At 39.9% G+C, this 20,514-nt stretch carries 18 protein-coding genes and 4 tRNA genes; 8 read left to right on the top strand and 14 right to left on the bottom strand.

Going from position 1 to position 20,514, the window contains the following annotated elements:
* Positions 1 to 735: 735 nt before the first annotated feature.
* Both J8L71_RS17360 and J8L71_RS17365 read left to right on the top strand, forming a co-directional pair.
* On the top strand, positions 736 to 1,245 hold the full coding sequence (locus J8L71_RS17360) for a sigma-70 family RNA polymerase sigma factor (RefSeq protein WP_211001633.1): 510 nt from the start codon (positions 736 to 738) through the stop codon (positions 1,243 to 1,245).
* Positions 1,242 to 1,793 carry a hypothetical protein gene (locus J8L71_RS17365; protein ID WP_247655359.1) on the top strand — a complete coding sequence of 184 codons (552 nt, stop codon included), beginning with the start codon at positions 1,242 to 1,244 and terminating at the stop codon, positions 1,791 to 1,793. The genes J8L71_RS17360 and J8L71_RS17365 overlap by 4 nt, the downstream gene beginning before the upstream one ends.
* Positions 1,794 to 1,958: 165 nt before the next feature.
* Here the strand turns inward: J8L71_RS17365 and nth are convergent, their stop codons facing one another.
* The 12 genes from nth to J8L71_RS17425 all read right to left on the bottom strand — a co-directional run bounded on the left by nth (position 1,959) and on the right by J8L71_RS17425 (position 11,563).
* The gene (gene nth / locus J8L71_RS17370) at positions 1,959 to 2,591 is read right to left on the bottom strand and encodes an endonuclease III (protein WP_211001634.1); all 633 of its coding nucleotides are present in this window, start codon (positions 2,589 to 2,591) and stop codon (positions 1,959 to 1,961) included.
* Positions 2,592 to 2,638: 47 nt separating this feature from the next.
* Positions 2,639 to 3,337, bottom strand: a complete 699-nt coding sequence (locus tag J8L71_RS17375; protein WP_058548109.1) for an electron transport complex subunit E — start codon at positions 3,335 to 3,337, stop codon at positions 2,639 to 2,641.
* On the bottom strand, positions 3,334 to 3,975 hold the full coding sequence (gene rsxG / locus J8L71_RS17380; RefSeq protein WP_211001635.1) for an electron transport complex subunit RsxG: 642 nt from the start codon (positions 3,973 to 3,975) through the stop codon (positions 3,334 to 3,336). Before rsxG ends, J8L71_RS17375 begins: the two co-directional genes overlap by 4 nt.
* On the bottom strand, positions 3,972 to 5,030 hold the full coding sequence (gene rsxD / locus J8L71_RS17385; RefSeq protein WP_211001636.1) for an electron transport complex subunit RsxD: 1,059 nt from the start codon (positions 5,028 to 5,030) through the stop codon (positions 3,972 to 3,974). Before rsxD ends, rsxG begins: the two co-directional genes overlap by 4 nt.
* Positions 5,027 to 7,741 carry an electron transport complex subunit RsxC gene (rsxC, locus tag J8L71_RS17390; RefSeq protein ID WP_211001637.1) on the bottom strand — a complete coding sequence of 905 codons (2,715 nt, stop codon included), beginning with the start codon at positions 7,739 to 7,741 and terminating at the stop codon, positions 5,027 to 5,029. The genes rsxD and rsxC overlap by 4 nt, the downstream gene beginning before the upstream one ends.
* Positions 7,742 to 7,749: 8 nt before the next feature.
* Entirely contained in the window at positions 7,750 to 8,304 is a 555-nt protein-coding gene (gene rsxB / locus J8L71_RS17395) for an electron transport complex subunit RsxB (protein WP_211001638.1), read from the bottom strand.
* A 1-nt stretch (position 8,305) separates the two neighbouring features.
* Entirely contained in the window at positions 8,306 to 8,887 is a 582-nt protein-coding gene (rsxA, locus tag J8L71_RS17400) for an electron transport complex subunit RsxA (protein WP_008134172.1), read from the bottom strand.
* A 206-nt stretch (positions 8,888 to 9,093) separates the two neighbouring features.
* Positions 9,094 to 11,037 (bottom strand): GGDEF domain-containing protein, encoded by a 1,944-nt coding sequence (locus J8L71_RS17405; protein WP_211001639.1) that lies wholly within the window; start codon positions 11,035 to 11,037, stop codon positions 9,094 to 9,096.
* 149 nt (positions 11,038 to 11,186) lie between these two features.
* Positions 11,187 to 11,263: transfer RNA gene (locus J8L71_RS17410), tRNA-Asn, on the bottom strand.
* A 27-nt stretch (positions 11,264 to 11,290) separates the two neighbouring features.
* Positions 11,291 to 11,367: transfer RNA gene (locus tag J8L71_RS17415), tRNA-Asn, on the bottom strand.
* Positions 11,368 to 11,388: 21 nt separating this feature from the next.
* Positions 11,389 to 11,465 (bottom strand) — tRNA-Asn (locus tag J8L71_RS17420).
* A 21-nt stretch (positions 11,466 to 11,486) separates the two neighbouring features.
* Positions 11,487 to 11,563 (bottom strand) — tRNA-Asn (locus J8L71_RS17425).
* Between the two features lie 1,065 nt (positions 11,564 to 12,628).
* Between J8L71_RS17425 and J8L71_RS17430 the strand changes: the two genes are divergently transcribed.
* The 5 genes from J8L71_RS17430 to J8L71_RS17450 all read left to right on the top strand — a co-directional run bounded on the left by J8L71_RS17430 (position 12,629) and on the right by J8L71_RS17450 (position 18,739).
* Positions 12,629 to 14,008, top strand: a complete 1,380-nt coding sequence (locus tag J8L71_RS17430; protein WP_211001640.1) for an MATE family efflux transporter — start codon at positions 12,629 to 12,631, stop codon at positions 14,006 to 14,008.
* Positions 14,005 to 15,999, top strand: coding sequence for an excinuclease ABC subunit UvrB (gene uvrB, locus J8L71_RS17435; RefSeq protein WP_211001641.1), 1,995 nt, complete (start codon positions 14,005 to 14,007; stop codon positions 15,997 to 15,999). Before J8L71_RS17430 ends, uvrB begins: the two co-directional genes overlap by 4 nt.
* 2 nt (positions 16,000 to 16,001) lie before the next feature.
* Positions 16,002 to 16,940 (top strand): class I SAM-dependent methyltransferase, encoded by a 939-nt coding sequence (locus J8L71_RS17440; protein ID WP_211001642.1) that lies wholly within the window; start codon positions 16,002 to 16,004, stop codon positions 16,938 to 16,940.
* Entirely contained in the window at positions 16,941 to 17,621 is a 681-nt protein-coding gene (locus J8L71_RS17445; RefSeq protein WP_211001643.1) for a tRNA (adenine(22)-N(1))-methyltransferase TrmK, read from the top strand.
* A gap of 101 nt (positions 17,622 to 17,722) precedes the next feature.
* Complete coding sequence (locus tag J8L71_RS17450; protein ID WP_211001644.1) at positions 17,723 to 18,739, top strand: hypothetical protein; 1,017 nt, start codon at positions 17,723 to 17,725, stop codon at positions 18,737 to 18,739.
* Here the strand turns inward: J8L71_RS17450 and J8L71_RS17455 are convergent.
* The gene (locus J8L71_RS17455; protein ID WP_211001645.1) at positions 18,736 to 18,978 is read right to left on the bottom strand and encodes a hypothetical protein; all 243 of its coding nucleotides are present in this window, start codon (positions 18,976 to 18,978) and stop codon (positions 18,736 to 18,738) included. The genes J8L71_RS17450 and J8L71_RS17455 overlap by 4 nt on opposite strands.
* 344 nt (positions 18,979 to 19,322) lie before the next feature.
* Between J8L71_RS17455 and J8L71_RS17460 the strand changes: the two genes are divergently transcribed.
* Positions 19,323 to 19,772, top strand: a complete 450-nt coding sequence (locus J8L71_RS17460) for an isoprenylcysteine carboxylmethyltransferase family protein (RefSeq protein WP_211001646.1) — start codon at positions 19,323 to 19,325, stop codon at positions 19,770 to 19,772.
* A 77-nt stretch (positions 19,773 to 19,849) separates the two neighbouring features.
* Here the strand turns inward: J8L71_RS17460 and queC are convergent, their stop codons facing one another.
* Positions 19,850 to 20,506 (bottom strand): 7-cyano-7-deazaguanine synthase QueC, encoded by a 657-nt coding sequence (gene queC / locus J8L71_RS17465; protein ID WP_058548123.1) that lies wholly within the window; start codon positions 20,504 to 20,506, stop codon positions 19,850 to 19,852.
* Positions 20,507 to 20,514 lie beyond the last annotated feature (8 nt).

Below are 20,514 nucleotides of genomic sequence, written 5' to 3' on the forward strand. Positions count from 1 at the left end.
CTAAGCGAGCTAATGTAATGTGGTTGTTCTTTATAAGTAGGCGCTGATGTAGCATAAACGCTAAACCTAGACGACGTTAGGCGAAGGGCGAGAGCAGGAGACTTAGCTCTTTATTTTATCAATACTTAGTTAGCAAGTCTTACGTTACGAAGAATAACCCCAACATAGAACAAATTTAGTCCATAGAGCCCATCATCCTCTAATCATATTTTGAGTTAATTAGGGTTTGGTTACTAAGTAATAAGTCACATCTTAGCGATATATTTAAAGCGATAGAGCGTAAATTTAGTGATACTTAAAATTGCGCAATTAGTCTCAGGCTAAAACCTATTTACGTTGGCATTGTATAAAGTGTGGGATTCAAATATATCTAAGGCGTATTAAGTAAATATTTAAAACGAGGACAATCTTCTTTACTCATGTATTTTATTACTGGCTAGCACTGTTTTCGCGGCTGGTTATTCGTAATACTCAGCCAATTAAATCTCTTTTCTACTTTGTTCACTTTCTTCAGCTATTATTTTTCAAAATAGTTGTGATTATTCTAGCTTTACTGCGAATAACTAAATAAGACGAGACTGTGCGTATTATTGTGAAGCCACAATAACGATACTCGAATGTGTACATACGATGGAAGTAAACCACAATGTAAAAAGCCGTATATAGTTTTTGATGCTATAGATATTAAAAATAATAAGTTGCTGTGAGTCACTTAAATGATGGGTTTTTGAATAAATGACGACTAATAAAAAGACGCTATTTGCTAAGACAATGGAGCAGCATAAGGGCATTGTTTATAAAATTGTCAATTCATACTGTCACAATCAAGATGATCGGCAAGACCTAGCGCAGGAAATACTCACCACCATGTGGCTCGCTTATGACAACTATAACAAAGACTATAAATTTTCTACTTGGATGTACCGAATCGCACTTAATGTGGCAATTTCCTATTACCGCAAAGACAGTAAACGAGAAGATAAAGCCAATGCAAATGAGCATTGCATTGTGCATATAGCGGATTTTTCAGCACAAGACGATAAAAGCGAAGACGTTAAGCAATTATATGAATTTATAGGAAAGATCGATAAGTTAAATAAAGCCATAATGTTGCTGTATTTGGAAGAAGAGCCTCACGAAAGCATAGCAAAGTGTTTATGCATAAGTAAAACCAATGTCGCTACGCGAATAGGCCGAATTAAAGAAACACTAAAAAACAATGTGAAAAACAGGGGCTTAGTATGAATTTAGATAATTTTAAAAACACATGGCAGCAGCAAAATAGTTTTAACGAATCTGCTATTACAATAAACCAATCAATGCTGAGCGAAACAAAAGTGAATAAACAAATGAAAGAACTCAGCAATATGAAATGGGCACGTATTATTGAAAGCGTTATATTCTTTTTTATTATTTTGTTATTGGGCCAGTATATTGCAAAAAACGTTAGTGTTTCAGCGCCTGTAATATCTGCTTTAATCTTGGCTGTATTTGCCATTGTTGGCCTTGCGGGTAATATTGGCCAAATAGTGCATATTTCTAACATTGATTATGCAAAGCCAATTAGCCAACTACAAAAAGACGTTTACCGCCTTTGCTCACATAAATTACAACTAACTAAGTTGTTATTAATGTCAGCCCCTTTTTATATGGCTTATGTGTTTATTGGGTTTGATGTGTTATTTGAAATTGACTTATTTGCACACCTAGAGCAACACATGGTTTGGTTTTACAGCGTGTCATCACTACTACTTTTAATTGCCGCAGGCTGCGTATCAGCTAAACTAAACTAAACTAAACTACACAAATATTAAAGCGCCTTGGGTTAAGCGCACCATTGCATTTATTGTCGGTGAGCGTTTAGTGAATATAGCGCAATTTATAAATAGTATAGAATCAACAGACAGCTAAATAATGAGCTGTCTTACTTTCAAAAACCAAAATATCGTTATTCGAAGTTAATCCGTTTTTTCTTTAAACTCACACAAGTCTTCAATAATACAGCTGCCACACTTTGGTTTACGTGCTACGCAGGTGTAGCGCCCGTGTAGAATTAACCAATGGTGTACGTCTACTTTAAACTCTTTAGGGACAACCTTTTCAAGTTTTTGCTCAACGGCTACTACATCTTTACCCATGGCGAGTTTAGTACGATTTGAAACACGGAATATGTGAGTATCCACTGCAATTACCGGCCAACCAAAGGCTGTGTTGAGTACGACATTTGCGGTTTTTCGGCCAACACCGGGTAGGGCTTCGAGGGCTTCACGGTTTTCAGGAACAATGCCGTTATGTTGATCAACCAGTATTTGGCACATTTTATACACGTTTGCGGCTTTTGAATTAAATAACCCAATGGTTTTAATATAATCGCGCAGTGTATCGTGGCCAAGATCTAAAATGGCTTGTGGCGTATTAGCAACCGGAAATAATTTACGCGTGGCTTTATTAACACCTACATCGGTTGCTTGCGCAGAGAGTGTGACCGCTACAAGTAACTCAAACGGGCTTGAGTATTCAAGCTCGGTTTCTGGGTGTGGGTTATCATCGCGTAGGCGCGAAAGTATTTGGTGACGTTTTTCTTTATTCATGTAACTTAAAACGCATTAGCTTTTAAATAAGTTAATGCGTTTTCCCCTTAAGTTAAGCTAGTAACACGTGCGCGTGGGCCTTTTTCAGCCTCAGGCGGCGTTACTTGTTTTGATTTTATTTGTGCGTCAATTACATTTTTTGCCGCAATAAGTAGGCCAAGCCCTAAAAAGGCACCTGGCGGTAAAATGGCGAGTAAAAACTGGTTATCAAAACTAAACACTTCTATGCGCAGGCTTTGTGCCCATGGACCTAATAGTAAATCGGCACCGTCAAATAATGTGCCTTGGCCTATTAGTTCGCGCATTGTACCTAACACTACCAGTACGGCCATAAAACCTAAGCCCATCATTAGGCCGTCGAACGCTGATAAATGAACTGGGTTTTTAGATGCGTATGCTTCGGCGCGGCCTATAATGGCGCAGTTTGTCACTATAAGCGGAATAAATATTCCAAGCGATTGATACAAACCAAAGGTGTAAGCGTTCATAAGTAACTGAACTATGGTTACAAAGCCTGCAATAATCATTACAAATACAGGGATGCGAATATCTTTAGGTACCCAGTTACGTACAACCGATACAGTAATATTTGAGCCTACAAGTACTAATAAGGTAGCCAGGCCTAAGCCAAGTGCATTGGTTACTGTTGAGGTAACGGCAAGTAACGGGCATAACCCTAAAAGCTGAACAAGGGCTGGGTTATTTACCCAGACCCCTTCTTTGTATAGTGTTTTTAATTCGCTCATTTTTTTACCTCTACACATTCGGCATTTGGCGCTGCAAAAATATCGTCAAAATTGCGTTGTGCGAACAAGACTGCGTTTTTAACAGAGCCTACAACTGCACGCGGTGTGATTGTAGCGCCTGTGAATTGATCAAACTGGCCGCCATCTTTTTTAACTGCCCAGCGTGCATCATCTTCGCCATCAACGGTTAAATCATTAAAGGTTGTGATCCACAGTGATTTTTTTACTTCTACTTTATCACCAAGGCCGGGGGTTTCTTCGTGTTTAGTTGTACGTACACCAGCTATAGAGCCATCACTTAAAACGGCTGTAAGTAAGTTAATATCACCACTGTAACCATTTGGCGTAACGTGGCGAATAACGACGGCAACGGGTTTGTCATTTTTACGAGCACGGTAAATAACTTGATTAGCGTATGGACCAAGCGTTTCATCAGTAAATATAACGCAATCTGTAGATAGTTCGTTGTCGTACGATTTTGGGTCGAGTACTTCTTGTAGTTGCGCTGTAAGTTGTAGCTGCTCTTGCTCTGCAATTTTATCTGCGGTGAGTGCGTTTATCGAGGCAACTAAACCCGTTGTTACTAGTGCAAACGCGGTTAAAATAGCGCCATTTTTAGCCATTGATGAAATAATCATTTTACTGCTCCGTGGCCATAGGTACGTGGTTGCGTGTAGTAATCAATAAGCGGCACAGCAATATTAATTAATAATACGCTAAATGCGATTGCATCAGGAAAGCCACCAAAAGTACGAATTAAATACACTAATAAGCCAATGAGAGCGCCATAAATTAAGCGACCTTTATTTGTAGTAGCAGCAGAGACAGGGTCAGTGGCAATAAAAAATGCCCCAATCATGGTAGCGCCACTTAATAAGTGGAATAGTGTACCAGGCTCGGTACCAGGCGCCGCAATGTAACCTATTGCACTACATATCGCTAAACTTACAATAAAACTAACAGGAATATGCCAGTTAATTATTTTGGTTTTTAAAAGGTATAAACCACCCGCTAAAAACCCTAAATTAACCCACATCCAACCAAGACCTGCCCATTCATTAAATAGTGGCTTTTGCATACTCTCGGTAACGGTTAAACCGTGTGCTATATCTGTTTTAACAGTATCAAGAGGTGTGGCCATTGTTAGGCCATCAACCCCAGTACGCATTTGATCTAGGCTAAAACCTGAGGCCGTAAAATCGGTAAATATGAGCCTTAATTGATCAACAAATCCAATAGGCGTATTTATTAAGTCACTGACAGGTAGCCAAGCTGTCATTTGCACCGGAAACGATACTAAAAGCAAAACATATGCGGCCATTGCAGGGTTAAATAAATTAAAACCAAGCCCGCCATAAAGCTGTTTAACAATTACAATGGCAAATAAACACCCAATAATAATTACCCACCAAGGCGCTAGCGGTGGAATACTCAGTGCTAATAGCACACCAGTAAGCCAAGCACTACCATCACTCAATGCAGGCCAAACAGGGCGTTTACGCATTAACATTATGGCAGCTTCAAATGCGCTTACAGCAACAAGTGCAAGCACTAATTGAATAAGTACACCAGTACCAAAAAAGAAAACTTGAGCAATGAGCCCAGGAATACACGCAGCAATAACGGTTAGCATTAATCGTGTTAGCGATTTATGGCTGTGATTATGCGGCGAACTGGCCATGGTTAATTTCATGACTGATCATTTCCTTCTTTTTGTAACTTTTTGGCTTTGGCGCGAGCAATAGCTGCGGCCACTGCGGCTTTTTTCTTTTGGGCGGCGGTTTGTTCTGGGCTAGTTTCACTTGGCGTTTCAGGCTCAGCTGCTGTCACTTGCTCAGTATCTTCATTGCTTTGTGTTTGCTGGGCCTCTTTTGCTGCTTTTTTAGCTTTTGCACGGGTAATCGCATCAGCTACAGCCGCTTTTTTGTTATCTGTTACAGAGTCAGTTTGTGATTCTTCAGGTTTAACATTATCGGCCTGCGACTCGTCAATATTTGGCTCAATCGATTGCTCAGTCTGCTGAGCCTCTTTTGCCGCTTTTTTAGCTTTAGCACGTGCAATCGCAGCAGCTACAGCCGCTTTTTTGTTATCTGCTGGAGAGTCTGTTTGTGACTCTTCAGATTTAACATTATCGGTTGATTTTTCGTTGATACTTGGCTCATTCGGTTGATCAGTCTGCTCGGCAGCTTTAGCTGCTTTTTTAGCTTTGGCGCGGGCAATTGCGGCGGCTACAGCTGCTTTTTTATCATCAACAGGCGCTGTTGTATCGGCATCATCTGTATTAGTTTGCTCATCTTGTGCTTTAGCTGCTTTTTTAGCTTTAGCGCGGGCAATTGCGGCGGCTACGGCCGCTTTTTTATCATCAACAGGCGCTGCTGTATCGGCATCATCAGTATTAACTTGCTCATCCTGTGCTTGCGCTGCTTTTTTAGCTTTGGCACGGGCAATCGCGGCTACGGCCGCTTTTTTATCATCAGCAGGCGCTGCTGTATCGGCATCATCAGTATTAACTTGCTCATTTTGTGCTTGCGCTGCTTTTTTAGCTTTGGCACGAGCAATTGCGGCGGCCACGGCCGCTTTTTTATCATCAACAGGCGCTGCTGTATTGGCATCATCTGTATTAGTTTGATCACCTTGTGCTTGCGCTGCTTTTTTAGCTTTGGCGCGGGCAATTGCAGCAGCTACAGCTGATTTTTTATCATCAACTGGTGCAGTATCACCTGAGTCATCTGTTTGTGACTTTTGCTCTTTATATTTGCGCGCTTGCTCTTTTCGAAGTGCGCGCTCTTTTGCTACTTCAGTATTATCAGGCTCTAACTCTTCGCCTTGTTGTTTTTTAGCTTTAGCGCGAGCAATAGCGGCAGCAACCGCTGATTTTTCGCCACCGTTATCTGATTTGTTTTTAACACGAGCTAGTGCATCTGCTACTTTTTGTTTTTCATCGTCAGATTTAGCGGCCGGTTTACGTTTATGGCGGTTTTGACGCTCTTCTTGCTCACGCTCTAAGCGCTCCTTACGGGCATCAAAACGCTCTTTTGCTCTATCTGCTTTAATTTTTTCGGCTTGCTGTTCTTTAATTTCAACCTTGGCCACGCGATAGTATTGTACAAGAGGGATTTCACTTGGGCACACGTAGGCACACGCACCACATTCTATACAATCAAATAAGTTATGTTCTTGTAGCTTATCGTACTCTTTTGACTTGGCAAACCATTGCAATTGCTGCGGTAATAGCGAAGCAGGGCAGGCATCTGCGCAGGCACTACAACGTATACAGGCTTTTTCGGGGCCTGGTTCTGCCAGCTCTTTATGATCAGGGGCTAAAATACAGTTAGTGGTTTTAACTACACCAATACGTACAGTGGGCAAGGTAAAGCCCATCATAGGGCCGCCCATTACAACGCGTTGTTGTGGCACTGGGGAAAACCCCTGGCAATCAAGTAAATGCTTTATTTCAGTGCCTAGTAATGCCCACACATTCCCGGGCTTATGAATAGTATTGCCTGTTACGGTAATTACTCGTTCAATAAGTGGTTTACCTTCGTATACAGCTTGCTGCACCGCAAATAAAGTACCCGTGTTATGCACTAAAATACCAATGTCGGCCGGAATACCACTGCTTGGCACTTCTCGATTGGTGAGTAGTTTTATTAATTGTTTTTCACCACCTGAGGGGTAAACCGTAGGCACTGTTTGAATAACAATATTAGCATTATGCTCTGCTGCTTGTGTCATAGCGGCAATGGCTTCGGGTTTGTTGTCTTCAATACCTACAATACAAAGCGTTGGGTTTAATATTTGCTGCATTAGCTCTATGCCTTGCACAACTTGCTTGGCATGCTCACGCATTAATACGTCATCGGCGGTTATATACGGCTCGCACTCAACAGCATTTACTATTAAAAACTCGATAGGTTGCTTAATATCGGCTTTTACATAAGTAGGAAAACCCGCACCACCCATGCCGCTAATGCCTGCTTGATGAATTATATCTACTAATTCATCGTGGCTAAGCTTAGCAGGGTTAATCGCTGGATTAAGATTGCACCACTCATCGTTGCCATCAGGCTCAATAATAATGCTCAGCTCAGGAAGCGCTGAAGGGTGTGCAGATGGCATAGGTGCAATGTCGGTAATGGTTCCAGAAGTTGGAGCATGTACGGGCACCGACCAATTAGCCGCAGGTGCTGTAAGCGGTTGACCTTTTAATACGTGTTGGCCTTTCTCAACGATTAATTTACCGTTAGCGCCAATATGTTGCTTAAGCGGAACTACCAGTTTGTCTGGCAGGGGCAAGCGAGCAATTTGGGCACTATTTGAAAGTGTTTTTTGCTGTGGTGGATGCACGCCGCCAGGAAATGCCCAAACGGTGCCTTTTTTAATTTGTTCAAGTAACTTTTCCACTCAAACCTCTAATCTATTTGCGTAACAGGAATAGCATCTAACTGCCATTTCCAGTTTTGTTTTGTTTCGGCAACCGGCAGCATATCAATACAATCTACAGGGCAGGGCTCTACACATAAATCACAACCAGTACATTCATCAATAAGTACAGTGTGCATTTGGCGAGTAGCACCTACAATGGCATCTACAGGGCATGCTTGAATACATTTAGTACAACCAATACATTCATCTTCTCTAATGTAGGCTACTGTTTTAATTGGGTCGGCTTGTTCTCCGCCGGCAAGCGGTTTAGCTTCAACGCCCATTAAATCAGCCAATTTTTTTACCGTTGCTTCGCCACCAGGAGGGCATTTATTTATTTCATCGCCATTAGCAATGGCTTCTGCGTAGGGCTTACAGCCTGGGTAGCCACATTGACCACATTGAGTTTGCGGTAAAATAGTATCTATTTGCTCAACAATAGGGTTGCCTTCAACACGAAAACGAACGGCAGCAAAACCTAAAATGAGTCCAAAAATCAGCGCTAGCGAGCCAAGCGCTATTAAGGCATAAAACAAGGTCATATTAAAACTTCACTAATCCAGTAAAACCCATAAACGCCATCGACATTAAGCCTGCGGTTATCATAGCAATAGAGGCACCTTTAAAAGGTGTAGGAACATCAGCAGCAGCAAGGCGTTCGCGCAGCGCTGCAAATAATACGAGTACTAATGAAAAGCCAACCGCAGCGCCAAAACCATATACTGCTGATTGTAAAAATGAGTGATCTTCTTTGATATTTAATAAAGCAACACCTAGCACTGCACAGTTTGTAGTGATAAGCGGTAAAAATATACCCAGTAATCGGTACAGTGTAGGGCTGGTTTTGCGCACCACCATTTCGGTAAATTGCACAACGACCGCAATTACCAAAATAAAGCTCATGGTACGTAAAAATTCGATATCTAGCGGGATTAAAATATATTGATTAACCAAATAGCTTGTTACTGAGGCAAGTGTAAGCACAAACGTAGTTGCCAAAGACATACCTATCGCTGTATCAAGCTTACCTGATACGCCCATAAACGGACATAAGCCTAAAAATTGTACTAATACAAAGTTATTAACTAGAACGGTTCCAATCAATAACAAGACATATTCTGTCATGTGTGCCTCGCGCTATTAAAGTCCCGCGTATTATCCTTTTTTCTGCCCCGATAAACAACATATGCGAGTTGTTATCAGTTAAATAAACACCGGAAAATAACGCTTCGATCACAAAGCTGTAAAATTTATGTGATTTTGAGGTTAGAATAAAATATTAAAAATAAAAAAAAGAGCAACATGTGCTCTTTTTTGTTTTAAAGACGGGATTAGATATCTTTAGGTTTTTCTATGTAATAACCCTGAGCACCGTCTAAGCATAAGGTTTCTATTATGTGTTTTTCTTCTTGGCTTTCAACGCCTTCAGCAAAAACACTCACTCCTATGCGGTGAGCTAAATCGACCATTAAGCGCATGAAGTATTGATTATTTTTATCATCTTCTAAGCCGCGAGTATAACTGGCATCCATTTTAATAAAGTCAGGTTTTAAATCGCGGAAAAATTTAAACGATGTTAAACCAACACCAAAACGTTCAACTGTTACACGTGCACCCACACGATGCACCATATCAATAAAGCGCTTACTGGCTTTTATGTTTTGCTGCAGGCCAAATTCACTTACTTCGAACACTAATTTAGAGGCTATGTGTGTATCTTTTAATAAGCGGCGCTCTAGCCATATAACAAATTGGTCGTTATGCGCACTTGTGGCCGTAACGTTTAAACCGAAAAACTTTTCAGATAAGTTGCGGCTTTTTACTTTCTCAAGTGATGAGTCAATAATAAGGCGGTCAATATCTATGGCCATATCAAGCTTTTCAGCCATAGCTAAAAAAGAGGCCGTTGGTAGCACTTGGTTATCTTCGGTTTTAAAGCGTACTTGCACTTCGGCATACGCTTTAATACTTTTACCAAGTGGCATTATGTTTTGCATTACTAAATGCACGCGCTTAGATTCAATGACTTCGTTAATAACCTTGCGCCAGTTTTGATTACCAAATCCTGCACTTACGTTATTTACTAAATCGCTTTCTCGTTGTACATGCCATGCGTTAACTTGTTTTGATTGCGCCATACTCATCGCGTTATCAACAACAGACAGCAATTCCCCTAACGGTTTACCTTTTTCGTATCCTACAATCCCCGTATTTGCTACTGAACTTAGTTCTTGGTTTTGTTGGTACTGTGTAAAGCGCGACTGTAAGTTTTCACCAAAGCGCTCAGCTTCTTTTAAAGGCGTGTGGGGTAGTACAACAGCAAAGTCAGAGCTGTTTAATCTAAATATTTGGCTGCCAGTGTAGGTACCACTTATGTGTTTAATTATATCAGCAACACCTTTTACGTATTCATCACCTTTTTGGTAGCCACGACTTTGGTTTATTGCTTGTAATTCACTACAGCGGATCATGGCTAGAGAACCAAAGGTACTTTGCTCGCTGTTTTCTATGTTTTTCTCGTAGTACTCAACAAACATATTTCTATTACCTAGGGCGGTAATTATATCTTTGTATGCTTCATGTTTAATAGTCATTGCGGCGCTTTGCATGTCTTCGCTTTTGGTTTTTAAAAAGTGCGATAAGCGATTAAAGCTAGGGACTAAGTCTTTGCCTAATTTTTTAAGTCTTGAGCTATCAAGTGCAGTATCTAGATTTTCGTCTACCTGATCTTGATTTATGTATATATCAATAATGTCTGAAACAGTGGTACTAATACTTTTATTTAACTGATAAAAAATCGATTGCATTAAAATAATTGGAATAATTACTAAAATTGCAGAAATGGCAATCACAATAAATAAGGAAATTTGTAGTTGCTCAGCTAAGTGTTGAATATTAAGTGTAAACTCAACTTTTATATCGGCTGCATCGTTTACCGCAAACTGGGGGCGAACAGAGTTAAAGCTAGATTGAACAAACCCAGCAAACATAGGTAAGTGAGTAGGGGAGTTTATGCTAAATATCTCAGCACCTTGGTAGTCTCTTAATGTAAAGCTTGAAAAGGTATTACCATCTGCGATTGATTGTTTTAGATTTTGGGCAGAGGTATTGTCTAGAGTAAGGCCATTAATATACTTAGTTACAGTAATTTGTGCAGCCTTTTGAGCATCACTTACTGCATTGTCAAAACTTACAGATATGAGGTAGCTTCCTGCTGCAACACACAATAGCCATGAGATTATTTGTATAAAAATAAGTTTTTTAAATCCAGCCATGTTTTCAGTCTTTTAACAATTCAAAAGGGAAGGAATCAAGTCCTTGATTAATAAACTAAGTTACAGCGCATCAAAAACTCAATTAATGCTTTAGTTATAACCAGAAGAGTAGAGGAATTAAGCTTAGATGTCTATGAAATTATTAGAATTGGCTCCCCCTCCCCGACTCGAACGGGGGACCTGCGGATTAACAGTCCGTCGCTCTAACCAACTGAGCTAAGGGGGAACTAAAAATAGTGATATTATGATGATTTGGCTCCCCCTCCCCGACTCGAACGGGGGACCTGCGGATTAACAGTCCGTCGCTCTAACCAACTGAGCTAAGGGGGAACTACATCATATACATAAACTTGGCTCCCCCTCCCCGACTCGAACGGGGGACCTGCGGATTAACAGTCCGTCGCTCTAACCAACTGAGCTAAGGGGGAATCGTTTATGGTTGAAAAACTTGGCTCCCCCTCCCCGACTCGAACGGGGGACCTGCGGATTAACAGTCCGTCGCTCTAACCAACTGAGCTAAGGGGGAAGCGTCTTGCCTTTCAACGGGGCGAAATATTAATGATGGAGCTGCAAAGTGTCAACATATAAAAGTCATAAATTTAAAAAAGAGGTTTTTTCGTTGTTTTTATGTTCGATCTGCGTGTTTTATAGCTCTATTAAAGTGATTTTTAAAAAAAATTAATAAGATCATCACGCATTTTATCGAAGCTTTAGGTTTTTAATTTATTAGATTGGTTAAATTAAACACGTTATTAAAGTGGCTCGTTATTAAAAAGGTGCCCAAAAACATAAAAAAGCCATTTTTGTAATGAGGTATTTTTTTCTGTTATTTGCATCCGTAGTTTTATTTTTTACAAATATACCTATAACCATGCGCTTTAAAATATTTTTACTACTAAGTGATAGAGTGGTTAGATTATTTTTAATAGAGCAATTAATGTACCCGTTCAAAAATAGCACAATCAATAACTTGGCTTAATTATGACCGTATTCTGACTTAGTCGAGTATAAATCTACCAAGATTAAAAAATAGTAAAAGGTTGTTTTTAGCTGAGACTATAAAAATGCTACAAAATAGGGTAACTACAGACTACGTGAGGTAATTAAAAACCGTAGCCCCCTCTAAGCCTTTATAAATGCGGGGTTGAATGAGTTATCCACGGTTTCTGTGGATAACTCTGTTTATGAAACTTTAAGAACATCAGCGGCACCAATGTTTTAGGGCACTACAACGATTTCAAGCTTTTAAATCATTATTTTTTATTAATTAAAAAACAAATACTTATGTTTTAGTAAGTTAATGTTGCAACTTACGCGATGAGATATTTAGTAATAATATAGTAACCTGATGGTTTGTGTAAAAAACCACCAGGTACTGCGTAGGGTTTGTAATAAAAGTTGCAAAAATGTGTGTTAATTGTTTTTTAGTGCCTTAAGGCTCTATTTTTACAAGAAGATGCAAAAATGCGCCTTTACTATTTTTTAGAATGTTTAGTTTTTACATTAAGATAATTGTATTGATAAATCCGTGGCTTGAAGTGCCTTGATGCTTTAAAATGTTCAGCTCAGTAAAAAGAGGCTTATTTATTCCATGCGTGCTATTTCAAAAACTCCGACTCGCCCAGATTTACTAAACGATCCTATATTGCCTACATTAAAAACAATGACCATCCCGATGATATTCGGCATGATCACGTTAATGATGTTTAATATTGTAGATACTTTTTTTATAAGTTTATTAGGCACAGAGCCATTGGCTGCCGTAAGTTTTACCTTTCCTGTTACCTTTACAGTAATAAGTTTAGCGATAGGCTTAGGCATTGGTACGTCGGCTGTAATAGCAAAAGCCCTGGGTAGTAATAAAATAGATGAAGCACGTTTTGATGCCAGTGTGTCTTTAATGGTAGGTGTGGTGCTGGTTATTGTGCTCTCGTTTATTGGTTTTACTTTAATTGACCCAATATTTACCTTACTTGGTGCTGGCTCGCAGGTACTGCCGCTTATTCATGAGTACATGAATATTTGGTTTATAGGTAGTGTATTTTTAATTACCCCAATGATTGGTAACTCAGTGTTACGTGCCAGTGGCGATACAAAAACACCGAGTATTGTAATGGGTGGAGCAGGGCTTATAAATGCGGTACTTGACCCCATCCTTATATTTGGTTTTGGGCCTATTCCGGCACTGGGTATTGAAGGTGCGGCCATTGCAAGTGTGGTTGCATGGTCGGTGGCTGTGGTTATTATTTTATACATTTTAGCCATTAATAAACGCTTGCTTAGCTTAAAAGCAGGCAACCAAACGGTTATTGGTGCTATTCGTAAAATTTTGAAAATAGGCTTACCGGCAGCGGGCGCCAATATGCTAACACCCGTTGCAATGGCAGTGATGACCGCTATGGTTGCGCATCACGGACCAGAAGCCGTCGCTGCATTTGGAGTAGGGAGCAGAATAGAATCTATCGCGAGTATATTGGTGCTTGCGCTATCTATGACATTACCGCCTTTTGTAAGTCAAAACTTTGGAGCAGGCAAATTGTGCCGCGTTAAAGAAGCCTACACAGGCACATTAAAATTTGTGATGCTATGGCAGTTTGCAATTTACGTATTATTAATTGTATTTTCAGGCGTTATAAGTCAGTTATTTGGTAAAGAACAAGCCGTTATAGATGTAATTAAACTATTTATTTATACAATCCCGCTAAGTTATGGCTTACAAGGGGTGATCATATTATCTAATTCATCGTTTAATGCATTACACAAACCAATGAATGCGTTGGTACTAAGTGTCATTCGTTTATTTATATTTTATGTACCATTTGCTTATATGGGCAATGAAATAGCCGGTTTAATTGGGTTATTTATTGGTGCTGCATTAGGTAATTTATTTACAGCAATGGTCGCGTATAAATGGTTTATGAAAGAACTAGAAACGCTGAGCGGCAAATCGTTACAGGAGTGCAACAATTGAGCGATCATTTTCAACTAGTATCACAGTTTAAGCCCGCAGGTGATCAACCTACGGCTATCAAACAACTTGAAGAAGGTTTAGAAGCAGGGCTTGCGCATCAAACACTATTAGGCGCTACAGGTACTGGTAAAACGTTTACTATGGCCAATATTATTAGCGACTTAAATCGCCCAACAATAATAATGGCGCATAACAAAACACTGGCTGCGCAGCTTTATGGAGAAATGAAAGAGTTTTTTCCTAATAATGCGGTTGAGTACTTTGTATCGTATTACGATTATTACCAGCCAGAGGCGTATGTTGTCTCAAGCGATACGTTTATAGAAAAAGATGCATCAATCAATGAGCACATAGAGCAAATGCGTTTAAGTGCTACTAAAGCACTGCTTGAACGACGCGATACTATTATTGTTGCCTCGGTTTCGGCTATTTATGGCTTGGGCGATCCGCAGTCATACATGAAAATGATGCTTCTTTTAAAGGTGGGCGAAAAAGTAGACCAACGCGATATGCTCCGCCGCCTTGCAGAGATTCAGTATACTCGTAATGATATAGATTTTAGCCGTGGTACGTATCGCGTGCGCGGTGAAGTCGTTGATATATTCCCCGCTGAATCAGATACATTTGCAGTACGCGTAGAAATGTTTGATGACGAAGTAGAACGCCTAAGTATTTTTGACCCCCTTACTGGTGCAATTGAAAAACACATAGTACGCGCCACTATTTACCCTAAAACACACTACGTCACCCCGCGGGATAAAATTCTTGGCGCCATAGAAAAAATAAAAGAAGAGCTAAAAGAGCGCCGTGCACAGTTACTTAGTGTAAATAAATTAGTAGAGGAGCAGCGCGTAGCGCAGCGCACCCAATACGATATAGAAATGATGACCGAGCTTGGTTATTGCTCAGGTATAGAAAACTACAGCCGCTACTTATCAGGGCGCACACCGGGCGATCCGCCGCCAACACTACTTGATTACCTACCTGATGATGCATTAATGATTATTGATGAATCACACGTTACCGTATCGCAAATTGGCGCCATGTATAAAGGCGATAGAAGCCGTAAAGAAAACCTCGTTGAATATGGCTTTAGAATGCCATCGGCTATGGATAACCGCCCACTAAGATTTGAAGAGTTTGAAGCCATAGCGCCGCAAACTATTTATGTATCGGCAACGCCTGGCGACTTTGAGCTTGAGCGCAGCGCAGGCGAAGTAGCAGAGCAAGTTATTCGTCCAACTGGATTGCTAGACCCATTAATAGAAGTACGCCCTGTAGGCGATCAGGTTGATGATTTACTCTCAGAAATATACACAAGTGTAGAAAAAGGCGAGCGCGTACTGGTAACAACATTAACCAAACGTATGTCTGAGGATTTAACCGACTATTTAAGCGAGCATAATGTAAAAGTACGTTACCTTCACTCTGACATAGACACCGTTGAGCGCGTAGAAATCATACGCGACTTACGAGCGGGTGTGTTTGATGTGTTAGTAGGTATTAACTTATTACGAGAAGGCCTAGATATGCCAGAAGTGGCCTTAGTTGCCATACTTGATGCAGATAAAGAAGGCTTTTTACGCTCAGCACGCTCACTTATCCAAACTATTGGCCGTGCTGCACGTCACTTAGATGGCCGTGCTATTTTATATGGCGATAAAGTGACTAAATCAATGGCCAAAGCGATAGAAGAAACCGAGCGTAGACGCGAAATACAACACGCTTACAACATTGAGCACGGAATTGAGCCACAAGCACTTATTAAAAAAATCACCGACATTATGGATGTTGGTGAAGAAGCAGAGCCTAAAGACAACCTTAAACTAATTCGTAAAGAGTCTAAAAAGGTACTTAGCGCGAAAGAAATTGCCGTACAAATTAAGCAGCTTGAAACCAAAATGCATGCGTACGCAAGCGATTTAGAATTTGAAAAAGCGGGCTCAGTTCGCGATGAAATACACGAACTACAACAACAGTTGATTAATTAAAAATGACAGCAAACTTTACTCCCCTAATCACCGCACTTGAAGATGCGCCTATTGTAAACAACGAACTGTGTCGTATTTTTCACGGGCGAGGGCACAGCGTAGAAGCGCTAAGCCATATTAATTTAGACTTTTACCCGCCTAGTTTATTTTTAGTATCGTACGACGAAGTTGATGAGCAAACATTAAACCAGCTTACCAATACACTCTGGCAGTGGGCACAGCAGCATCAACCTGAACTTATTACATCGCTTGTATATCAACAGCGTGCTGGCGTGCAAAGCCAAAATACGGTGATTTTTGGGCAATTGCCTAATCAGCATGTTGTAAGTGAAAATGGCATTAAGTTTTTAGTTGATTTACAAAGCCGTCAAAATACCGGGATATTTCCTGACATGCGCAGCGGCCGTGAATTTGTTGCTGCCAATAGTAAGCATGCAAAAGTACTTAATTTGTTTTCGTATACATGCGGGTTTTCGCTTGCGGCTATGCAAGGCGGCGCTGATCACGTGATGAACATGGATATGAGCAAAGGCGTACTTAAAGTAGGTAAGCAAAACCATCAGTTAAATGGTTTTGAGCGCGGCGTTAGTTTTTTACCTCATGATATTTTAAAATCTTTTGGTAAATTAAAAAAAGCAGCCCCGTTTGATTTAATTATTGTTGATCCGCCAAGCTTTCAAAAAGGCAGCTTTATTCTTACCAAAGATTATCAAAAAGTATTGCGTAGATTACCTGAGCTACTTAGCGATACAACTCAACTTTTATTGTGCGCTAACAGCCCAGAGCTTAGCGAAGAAGACTTTAAAGCATTAATAAATGAGCACACTCAAGGCGCATTAGAGTTTGTAGAACGCCTTGCCCCCACAGCACGCTTTATTGAAGTTGATAGCAACAAAAGCTTAAAAGCACTGATATACAAATCGTCACAATCAGCTGATTAAATGAAGCTTAGCAAACGCCTAACAGCCATTGATACACTAATTTCGCAGCATCACGATATTATTTGGGATTGTTGCTGCGATCATGGTTATTTAGGGATGGCGTTATTAAAACGTGCAGCGGCAAAACAAGTCATATTTGTTGATATAGTCGCCACTGTAATGGACGATTTAAGTGCGCAATTATCATCTATTAATAAATTACAAAAAACCTGTGATAAAAAACCGCAGTGGCAGGTCTTATGTCAGGATGTAGGCAAAATTGAAATTCCCAAAAATAAAAGCCAAGTAGTTGTAATAGCAGGTGTTGGCGGTGAGTTGTTATTACGTTTAATGCAGCAAATTATTGCTAATAATGCGTTAGGTAATCTTGAGCATGTGCGCTTTATTTTATGCCCTGTGCATCACACTTATAAGTTGCGAGTGGGTTTAAAAGCACTTGAATTAGGCCTTATAAGTGAGCAAATAGTTAACGATAATAAGCGCTTTTACGAGGTTATTGAAGTGAGCGTTAATAGCCATAACGAAATTAGCAATACAGGGCAAAGTATGTGGCAACTTAATCATGCACATCACCAAGCCTACAAGCAGCAACTAATAAATCATTATAATAAAATGCTTAATAAAGATGCAGTTTATTATCAAAAAGTTATAACAGACTATCAAAGGCTCAGTGATAGTTAAAAAAGCCTTAAAGTGGGGCGTACATGTGATCTAATTACGACATTGACGACGTAATATGTTCATAGTTTATATCGCAATGCGCGAGTTTATTTGGTTTATTTATGTCAGATAAAAAGAGTCACATGAATCACTTACTCAGTGATGAGCAAAAATGGCAACACAGTTACGAGCAACCTATTTCATATGCTCCTTTAGTGCAATTAGCTAATAGTAATTGGGTAGTCCCCCAGCATTTTTTACGCTACAAGCATACGCTTAAAAGCGTTAACGAAGTACTCGAAAGCATTGATTTTTCGGCTCACTTTAGAGTGCTTGCTGCACAAAAAGACGAACAAATTTATTTGCAAGTAGCAGTGCTAAGCCCTGACAATTACAAAACAAGTAGCTACCCAGGCGATAGTAAATCTAAAAAACTATTATTTGGTAGGCGCTGGCTTGTTGAGGAAAATTTACCTACTTCTGAGCTAATACAAACTGCTTTTTTAGCGCTTAAAATAGCGCGTGAGCACGAAGTAAGAGAGCTTTTTCAGTTAACGCAACACCATGCAACGAGTACACCATTTAATAATCATCATGACTTACCTGTTATGGCGCAAAATCCAGAGCTGGTTAAAGGAAGCTGTTCAAACACATCAATTAATGAGTTACTAAAGCGTATTGTGTTTGCAGGTGCAAACGTTACATTACAAAGCCATCAGCAAATAACAGGGCAACACTTATACACCGTTGAACTGTTATGTAACGACTGCCAATTAAGCGAATTTAATAACAAGACTATTTCGTTTTTAACGCCTGACTCGTCAACTAATAGCTTTTTACATGGGTTTATTGCAGCCCTTGTTGCGACAAGCAATGAATACGTAAACGAGCAATTTAAGTACAAAGGATTCGCACGATTTAGCAAACATGTAAATGTTGAGCAAATAGGGGAGCTTAGTATTGCTATGCGCTCGCCGAAGACCGTTGCACTGTGTTCGATGGGTAAGCAACATGCTAATCAGTTAAACTTTGAAATAGATAGCTCTCGTGCGCCACAGGGCTGCGGGCAAGCTATAGACGGCTTTTTAGCTGCTCATGGTATAGAGCAGCCAGAAAACGCCCATTTATATAGTTTTTAAAGGCGGTTAATTTCTTCTTTAGTGGTGTAGCTTGAGTCTGTCACTATGGCCTCAAGCGTTTGCACACGCTCTTTTAAAGCAACCACTTGTGCGCTTACTTCGGCAAGCTGTTTGTTTGCGTCTTGATTGTTATTTTGCATTTTATGCTTAAATTCTAAATGTTTTTTATACATATCGTAAATAACCCCAGAGCCAACCGAAATAAGCACAATAAGTACTATCATTGTAGTGCCTGACATAACCACTTCCTTTTATATTCATCGCTTTATTTGTGTCAAAGTATAACCGCATTTTAGAGTGGTTAAACCTGACAATTGTAACTTTATTTGTCTGAGCGTATCACTACATGTTCATCATTTATACACTTAAGGTGTTGTTAAATGGTCACAGAGTCACCATTAAAGTAATTAACTCGAACGGTGAATAATAAATCTATTTCTAGCAGCTATTTTGAGCGTTAATTGCATTGAGTTTACTTGCAGCAGGCTAGTTATTGACGCGTCGATTCGCCTTGTTTTCACTGAAAACCTCTTAACCAGCGTTAAGGTTAATTACATTTTTATAAATAATACAGTGAGTTGCTATGTTAAATAATAAAATCCCTCCGGTTATTGTTGTGCTATTTTTTGCAGGCATTATGGCGTTAATTGCGCACTATAGTGTTATTGATTTTACTGCGTTTATTACCTATTTAGCAGCAAGTCTGGTAATCATTGGCTGTGTTTTTTGTATTGCAGGGGTGGTGAGTATTAAACTTGCGCGCACTACGGTAAATCCCAATAAGCCTGAACAAGCATCAAAACTCGTGACCAGTGGTATTTATAAAATTTCACGCAACCCTATGTATGTTGGCTTTGCGTTTATTTTAGCAGGGTGGGGTATATGGCTGAGTTCGCTGTGGGCGCTTTTATGTATTATTGGCTTTGTTGTGTATTTAACGCTTTTTCAAATAATTCCCGAGGAGCGAGCGCTTACTAAATTATTTGGTGAAGAATTTACTGAATATAAAAACAAGGTTAAACGTTGGCTTTAACTTTTAAGCAATAACAAAAAAGGCTATCGAGATGATAGCCTTTTTTCGTTTAGCGCTAAAGTGTTAATAAATTAGCGTTATTCGTATTCAAGTGGGTCGGTAACGTTATTCAGTTTAAAAGCTTCTAAACGTTCTTGGCAAGCGCCACATTTACCACAGGCTTTTTCACGGCCGTTGTAACATGTCCATGTTTGGCTGTAGTCTAAGCCCATTTTTATACCGTCAGTTAAAATATCAATTTTGGTATTATTTAAGTACGGGCTAAAAATTTCCACTGCGTCGTAATTTGCAATACGACATACATCATCCATTTTTTGCACAAATTCAGGACGGCAATCGGGGTAAATAGCATGATCGCCAGAGTGAGCACCATAATAAACCTGACTTGCTTTAAGTGATACCGCGTAACCAACTGCAAGCGAGAGCAAAATCATATTACGATTTGGCACAATCGTGCTCTTCATACTCTCTTCTTCGTAATGGCCTTCAGGGACTTCAATATCGTCCGTAAGTGATGAGCCACCGATAAGTTGGTTAATTGCCGAAATATCCACAATTTTATGCGGAACGTTAAGCTTTTCACATACTTGTGCAGCCACTTTAAGCTCTTTTACATGACGCTGACCATAGTCAAATGAGAGGGCATATACATCATGGCCTTGTTGCAGGGCTTTATTTAATACGGTAAATGAGTCCATACCGCCGGAATAAATAACAACTACTTTTTGCGTCATATCTGTTT

It is taken from the genome of Pseudoalteromonas sp. MMG007 (genome assembly GCF_018100985.1).
GTDB lineage: Bacteria > Pseudomonadota > Gammaproteobacteria > Enterobacterales > Alteromonadaceae > Pseudoalteromonas.

Bases quoted from the DNA above. Each gene is read 5' to 3' on its own strand.
- nth (WP_211001634.1), bottom strand. From the start codon at position 2,591: ATGAATAAAGAAAAACGTCACCAAATACTTTCGCGCCTACGCGATGAT.
- J8L71_RS17360 (WP_211001633.1), top strand. From the start codon at position 736: ATGACGACTAATAAAAAGACGCTATTTGCTAAGACAATGGAGCAGCAT.
- J8L71_RS17455 (WP_211001645.1), bottom strand. From the start codon at position 18,978: ATGTCAGGCACTACAATGATAGTACTTATTGTGCTTATTTCGGTTGGC.
- rsxD (WP_211001636.1), bottom strand. From the start codon at position 5,030: ATGAAATTAACCATGGCCAGTTCGCCGCATAATCACAGCCATAAATCG.
- rsxG (WP_211001635.1), bottom strand. From the start codon at position 3,975: ATGATTATTTCATCAATGGCTAAAAATGGCGCTATTTTAACCGCGTTT.
- J8L71_RS17405 (WP_211001639.1), bottom strand. From the start codon at position 11,037: ATGGCTGGATTTAAAAAACTTATTTTTATACAAATAATCTCATGGCTA.
- J8L71_RS17375 (WP_058548109.1), bottom strand. From the start codon at position 3,337: ATGAGCGAATTAAAAACACTATACAAAGAAGGGGTCTGGGTAAATAAC.
- J8L71_RS17430 (WP_211001640.1), top strand. From the start codon at position 12,629: ATGCGTGCTATTTCAAAAACTCCGACTCGCCCAGATTTACTAAACGAT.
- queC (WP_058548123.1), bottom strand. From the start codon at position 20,506: ATGACGCAAAAAGTAGTTGTTATTTATTCCGGCGGTATGGACTCATTT.
- J8L71_RS17460 (WP_211001646.1), top strand. From the start codon at position 19,323: ATGTTAAATAATAAAATCCCTCCGGTTATTGTTGTGCTATTTTTTGCA.
- rsxA (WP_008134172.1), bottom strand. From the start codon at position 8,887: ATGACAGAATATGTCTTGTTATTGATTGGAACCGTTCTAGTTAATAAC.
- J8L71_RS17440 (WP_211001642.1), top strand. From the start codon at position 16,002: ATGACAGCAAACTTTACTCCCCTAATCACCGCACTTGAAGATGCGCCT.
- rsxB (WP_211001638.1), bottom strand. From the start codon at position 8,304: ATGACCTTGTTTTATGCCTTAATAGCGCTTGGCTCGCTAGCGCTGATT.
- J8L71_RS17450 (WP_211001644.1), top strand. From the start codon at position 17,723: ATGTCAGATAAAAAGAGTCACATGAATCACTTACTCAGTGATGAGCAA.
- J8L71_RS17445 (WP_211001643.1), top strand. From the start codon at position 16,941: ATGAAGCTTAGCAAACGCCTAACAGCCATTGATACACTAATTTCGCAG.
- J8L71_RS17365 (WP_247655359.1), top strand. From the start codon at position 1,242: ATGAATTTAGATAATTTTAAAAACACATGGCAGCAGCAAAATAGTTTT.